This is a genomic window from Caulobacter sp. 17J65-9 (genome assembly GCF_010975005.1).
Lineage (GTDB): Bacteria > Pseudomonadota > Alphaproteobacteria > Caulobacterales > Caulobacteraceae > 17J80-11.
The window spans coordinates 1-5,069 of record NZ_JAAIVC010000216.1; the positions used below are offsets into that span (position 1 = coordinate 1).

General features: G+C 73.9%; 5 protein-coding genes. All 5 read right to left on the reverse strand.

All coding sequences use genetic code 11. The features are described 5' to 3' along the window. Positions 1-1,077, reverse strand: a 1,077-nt coding sequence (locus G3573_RS19825) for a GNAT family N-acetyltransferase (RefSeq protein ID WP_163263403.1), incomplete at its 3' end; no start/stop codon positions are given. A gap of 70 nt (positions 1,078-1,147) precedes the next feature. After that, complete coding sequence (locus tag G3573_RS19830) at positions 1,148-2,062, reverse strand: DMT family transporter (RefSeq protein ID WP_163263404.1); 915 nt, start codon at positions 2,060-2,062, stop codon at positions 1,148-1,150. A 53-nt stretch (positions 2,063-2,115) separates the two neighbouring features. Continuing rightward, positions 2,116-3,270 (reverse strand): AGE family epimerase/isomerase, encoded by a 1,155-nt coding sequence (locus tag G3573_RS19835; RefSeq protein ID WP_205598388.1) that lies wholly within the window; start codon positions 3,268-3,270, stop codon positions 2,116-2,118. A gap of 120 nt (positions 3,271-3,390) precedes the next feature. Beyond that, on the reverse strand, positions 3,391-3,864 hold the full coding sequence (locus G3573_RS19840) for a DUF2269 domain-containing protein (protein ID WP_163263406.1): 474 nt from the start codon (positions 3,862-3,864) through the stop codon (positions 3,391-3,393). Next, on the reverse strand, positions 3,861-5,069 hold a 1,209-nt coding region (locus G3573_RS19845; protein ID WP_163263407.1), incomplete at its 5' end, for an SDR family oxidoreductase. The genes G3573_RS19845 and G3573_RS19840, both read right to left, overlap by 4 nt.

Here is a 5,069-nt window from a genome sequence, read left to right on the forward strand (position 1 = left end):
GGCCCAGGGCGTGGTCTCACAGGCGTCGATCACCGCGAACCGGCGCCGGGCGCTGGCGCGAATGCGAGCCAGGGCGCCGTCGGGCCGCCGCTCCAGCGCGTCGAGCGCGCGCGAGGCGGCCGCGCGCCACCCGGGCCCCTCGACCTCGCCCTCCAGCACGCGCTGCGCGCCGTTGCAGAAGTACTTCTTGTAGGACTCCCCGGCGAAGCCGAAGTCGAAGGTGCGCAAGCCCCGCCCCGCCCCCCAGCGGATGGTCTCCTCGGTGAGCACGCCGCCGGTCCCGAACCGGCCAAAGCGCGGCTCGAAGGTCGGAAACCAGAAATGGTACCGCTCGCCGGCCCACAGGCCGTAGGTCAGCGCCACCGGCTCGTCGTTCCAGCTCATCACGGACAAGCCGGCCCCGAACTCGCCCTCCCCCGTCTCCAGCAGGGCGGCCAGCAGGTCGCGGGTCCAGCCGCAGGCGAACACGTCGTGGCGGCGGGTGCGCCGGTATTGCTCGCGCTTCAGCTCGACCAGTCGGTCCAGCAGCTCGAGCGACCGGTCGGCGAAACGGAACGACGGCGTCCCGCAGTCGCGCTCGAAGGCGCGGCGCGAACGGTCCTTGTTCTTGAAGTACTTGCCGTGCTCGCCCCGGCGCTCGGCCATGTAGGCGTCCCAGCCGTCCGGCGCGTGGGCCAGCAGGCAGGTCCGCTCGACCAGCCGCGGCCCCGGCGTCTCCGCGCCGACCCAGCCGGCCACCTGCGCCTTCGAAGCGCCCAGCAGCCCGCGCACCTCGTCCAGGCCCGGTCCCTCGCCCGGACGGGCGACCACGCCGTGATAGTCGTTCAGCGGCGCGGCGATCGGCTGGAGCAGACGCCCCCGGCGCTGGAACGGCAGGAAGCCGGCGATCCGTCCCGCCCGGTGCATCACCGCCACGCGCGCGTGCGGCGCGACCTTCCCGGCGGCGATCGCGAACTCCGGCCGGAAGTACGGGCTGGCGTAGGCGGGGTCGTCGCGAACGATGTCGGTCCACAGCGCCCGCTCGGACGCGCCGAGCTCGTCGGGCCGGACGATGTCGATCTGGTACGGTGAAGTCATCGGCGTCCTTCTCGCCCCACAGGCGAGCAAGACCCGTTCCAACGCGGGGGCGCGCCGTTTCGGGACGCGCTCACGCGACCGCGGCGGCCTTGGCGGCCAGGGCGGCGGCCCGCTTCATCCGCTGCTCGGCCAGGGCCACCAGCCCCACCCCGCCGATGGTCGCCGCGGCGCCCACCAGGATCTGCGGGGTCAGCACGTCGCCCATCAGGCCCGCGCCGATAGCGATCGACACCACCGGCGTGGCCAGCAGGTAGGGCGTCACCCGCCCCGCCTCGCGCCGCTGCACCAGCCAGAACAGCAGGCCGGTGGCGATGACGGTGGAGATCAGCGCGGCCCACACCACAGAGGCCCAGATCAGCAGGTCCGCGCGGGCGATCGCGGCGGCCTGGTCATGCTCGAACAGCATCGACCCCAGGAACAGGCTGGGGGCGGCCACGAAGGCCAGGACGGCCTGCATCTTCAGCGGCGGCACGCCGGCGGCGCGCCGCGCGGTCACCGTCGCGAAGGCCCAGGCGGCGCTGGCTCCAGCCCCGACCACGATGGCCTTCCAGTCGTGCATGGCGCGCGGATCGGCGGTCATGAACACCACGCCGGCGAAGGCGACCGCCATGCCGACCATGGCCGGAACCGACAGACGCTCCTTCAGCAGCAGCCAGGAGAACAGCGCCGAGAACGGGATCCACAGCTGCAGGCTGACGGCATAGGGGCTGAGGTCGTCGGCGAGCGCGAAGCCCAGATAGACCAGCCCGAAGTGCACCGGCCCGCCGACCACGGCCAGCAGCAGCAGGTGTTTCAGGTTCGGGAACGGCGGCCGCACGAAGAAGGCCAGGCACACGCCCGCCAGGGCGAAGCGCATGGCCCCGAGCAGCATCGGCGGCAGCACCTGCGTGGCCAGGGCGGCCGCGGCGTTGTTCACGCCCCAGATGACCACGATGGCGGCCAGGGCGGCGTATTCGAGCGGAGTCAGGCGCGACGAGTCGGACATGCGAACTCCGGCGTCTAGCCCAGCCGCAGTCCGTCCGCCCTACACGTTGGGTTTCAATCCTTGTCCACCGCCGCCAGCAGGGCCGAGAGGCTGCAGATGATGTGATAGAACGAGCTGGCCGGCGCCGGCTCCTCCACCCACGACCCGTCCGCCTTCAGCCGGTCGCGCCAGACGCCCCGGACCGGGGTGTCGAGATAGCGGTGCAGGCCCCGCCAGGCGTCCACCGCCTCGCGCGCCTCTTCGGGATCGCCGGTGCGGCGCCAGCGGGCGACGGCGCACTTCAGTCGCTCAGTCTGCGGCCACAGGCGCGCGTCGGCGTCGACCACCGCGCCGTCCGCGGTCAGGGCGTTGACCGCCACCCCGCGGGCGGCGTCCAGGCCGTTGCGCCGGGCGAAGGCGCACAGCCGGTCGGAGGCCTCCAGGGCCGAGGCGCTGTGCCCCGCGGCGCGGTCGAACAGCCACGCCCACTCGAAGCAGTGGCCGGGCTCGGCCAGGCGGCGGGCGCCCAGGGGCGACCAGTTCTCGTCGAAGTACTCGCCCATGGCGTCGCCGATCAGGAAGCGGTCCTCGGCCAGGCGCTCAAGCTCCATGGCCAGCTTCAGCCAGCGCTCGCGGCCCGAGGCCTCCCACAGGGCCAGCGCCGCCTCGAACAGGTGCATGTGCGGGTTCTGGCGGCGCGGCGGCTGCACCTCGACCTCGCCCTCGTGAAAGCCGCCGGTCGGCCGGCGATAGCGCGCCTCCCACAGGTCGAACAGGGCGTCGGCGGTGTCGAACAGGTCCGGCCGGTTCAGCGCCGCGCCCGCGTGGGCCAGGGCGAACAGCACGAAGGCGTGGTCGTAGAGGTCGCAGCGCTCGTCCTCGACGTCGCCGCGGTCGTCGAAGGTGTGGACGAACAGGCCGTCCCCTCGCCGTCCGGCCGCCAGCAGGCGGTCCAGCGCCCGCTCGGCCTGCTCGGCCCAGGGCCCTGACCAGCCCAGCCGGCCCAGTTCACAGAAGCTGTAGATCTGACGCGCCTGCACCCGCAGACGCCGGGTGACGGGTTCGGGGCGGCCGGCCCAGGAGATCTGCTCGGCGAAGAGGCCCCGGTCGCGGTCGAATCCGGCGTCGGCCCAGACGGGCGCCGCCTCCTCGAACAACCAGCGGCGGGCGGCGGCTGCGGCGGCGGCGAGCTCCAGGTCCGGGCGCGCCTCAACCGTTTCCCCAGACACTGACGCCGACACGCCCATGCGACCTCCGCCCGGCGCGCGACGCGCCGACCTCCACCGGGGCGAGCAACCCCTAGCGGGCGGCCAAGGTTCCGGTGCGAGGACGGAAGGACGGGCTGGGCGTCAGAAGGTCGGCTTGGTCAGCATCAGCCAGTAGATGCCGACCACCGCCGCGAAGGCCGGCCAGCCGAAGGCGAACCAGCGGCGGTAGAGCTGGTGGTAGCGGGCCGGCAGGTCGGCGCCGGCGGCGACCGCCTCCTCGGCCAGGCGCTTCATCTGCATCTGCATGGCCACCACCGGCAGCCAGCACAGGCCGGTGAGCACGTACAGGCCGTAGGCGGCCACGAGCCAGGGCTCGGTCAGGCTGTAGCCCTGCAGGGCGATCAGCCCCACGCCGGACAGCGGCTGGACCACGACCGCGCTGGCCGTGAACACGAAATCGGCCAGCACGACGATCTTCGCCACGGCCGCGACCGAGCGCGGATCGCGCGTGCGGTGGGCGGCGACCATGAAGAAGGCGATCCCGGCCCCGGTCCCGAACAGCACCGCGCCGGAGAGCACGTGGACCAGCTTGAGCAGCGGATAGACGTCGATCATCGGCGCTCGTCCGTGGCCGCCACGAAAAGGCACAGCGCCAGCCCGGGCAGCGTCTTCAGCCAGGGCCCCAGCGGGTCCAGCCAGTATTGCGGCAAGGTCAGGGTCGCGGCGACGAGATAGCCGGCGGTCACCAGCGCCATCCCGATCGCGGCCCGCGCGGTGAAGCGGCGGACCAGCAGGGCCAGGCCCAGCGCGATGTCGACCACCGCGCCGCCGCCGGCGATCCACGGCGCGACCGCGCCGTAGCCGCCTTCGTGCAGGATGGCGACCGCGCCCTTCCAGCCGGGGCCGAAGGTGACGAGGCCGGTGCCGATCCAGAACACGGACAGGAGCGCGATCGCCAGCGGCCGCACGAAGTAGAGGCGCGCGTGCCAGCGGTCCTGGACGGCGGCGGCCTGCTCGCTCAGATGCTGGTCCAGCGAACGGGTGCGCAGGCCCAGCAGCCGCTCGGCCGCGTCCGCGTCGCCGCCGACGTCGTGGTTCATCTGACGCAGGGAGGTGGTCCGCAGCGGCGAGGGCCAGCCCAGCCGTCCCAGCAGGTCCCCGATAGCCAGCGCCGGTGCGGCCAGGAGCGCGGGCACGCCCACCACCGGGGCCGGCGCAAAGCCCAGCCAGCCGCGATAGGCCCGCAGGAGGTCGGCGAGCGTGAGGCTCTGCGGGCCGGCCAGGTCCAGACGCACCCGCGCCGGCGCGCCCGGCGCCAGCAGCCGCACCACGACCTCGCAGACGTCGGCCATGGCCACCGGGCGGAAGGCCTGGTCGCCGCCCACCACCGGGATGAAGCCCGGGAAGGCGGCCAGCGCGCGGATCAGCGCCGTGCCGCCGAACACGCCGCGCGCCACGACCAGCGACGGGCGAACCACCGCCCAATCCAGGCGGGACGCCTCCAGCAGGGTCTCGGTCACGCGCTTGGAGCGCGCGTAGGCAGTGCCGGCGTCGTCGTCGGCCCCGACGGCGGAGACGTGGACCAACCGGCGCACGCCGGCCGCTTCGCAGGCCGCGATCAGGGCGCGCGGCCCGCGCTCGTGCGCTATGGACGTGCTGTCGCCCGCGCCGTCCTGCAGCACGCCCACGCAGTTCACCACCGCGTCGACGCCTTCCAGGAGCGGGCGCCAGGCGTCGGCGTCGGTCAGGTCGGCGAAGTCGGCCCGCACCCACTCCGGGGCCGGCGCCCGGCGCCGGCCGTCGTCCGGCCGGCGCGCGCC

Coding starts and splice junctions, on each gene's coding strand:
- G3573_RS19830 (WP_163263404.1), bottom strand. CDS start 2,062: ATGTCCGACTCGTCGCGCCTGACTCCGCTCGAATACGCCGCCCTGGCC.
- G3573_RS19840 (WP_163263406.1), bottom strand. CDS start 3,864: ATGATCGACGTCTATCCGCTGCTCAAGCTGGTCCACGTGCTCTCCGGC.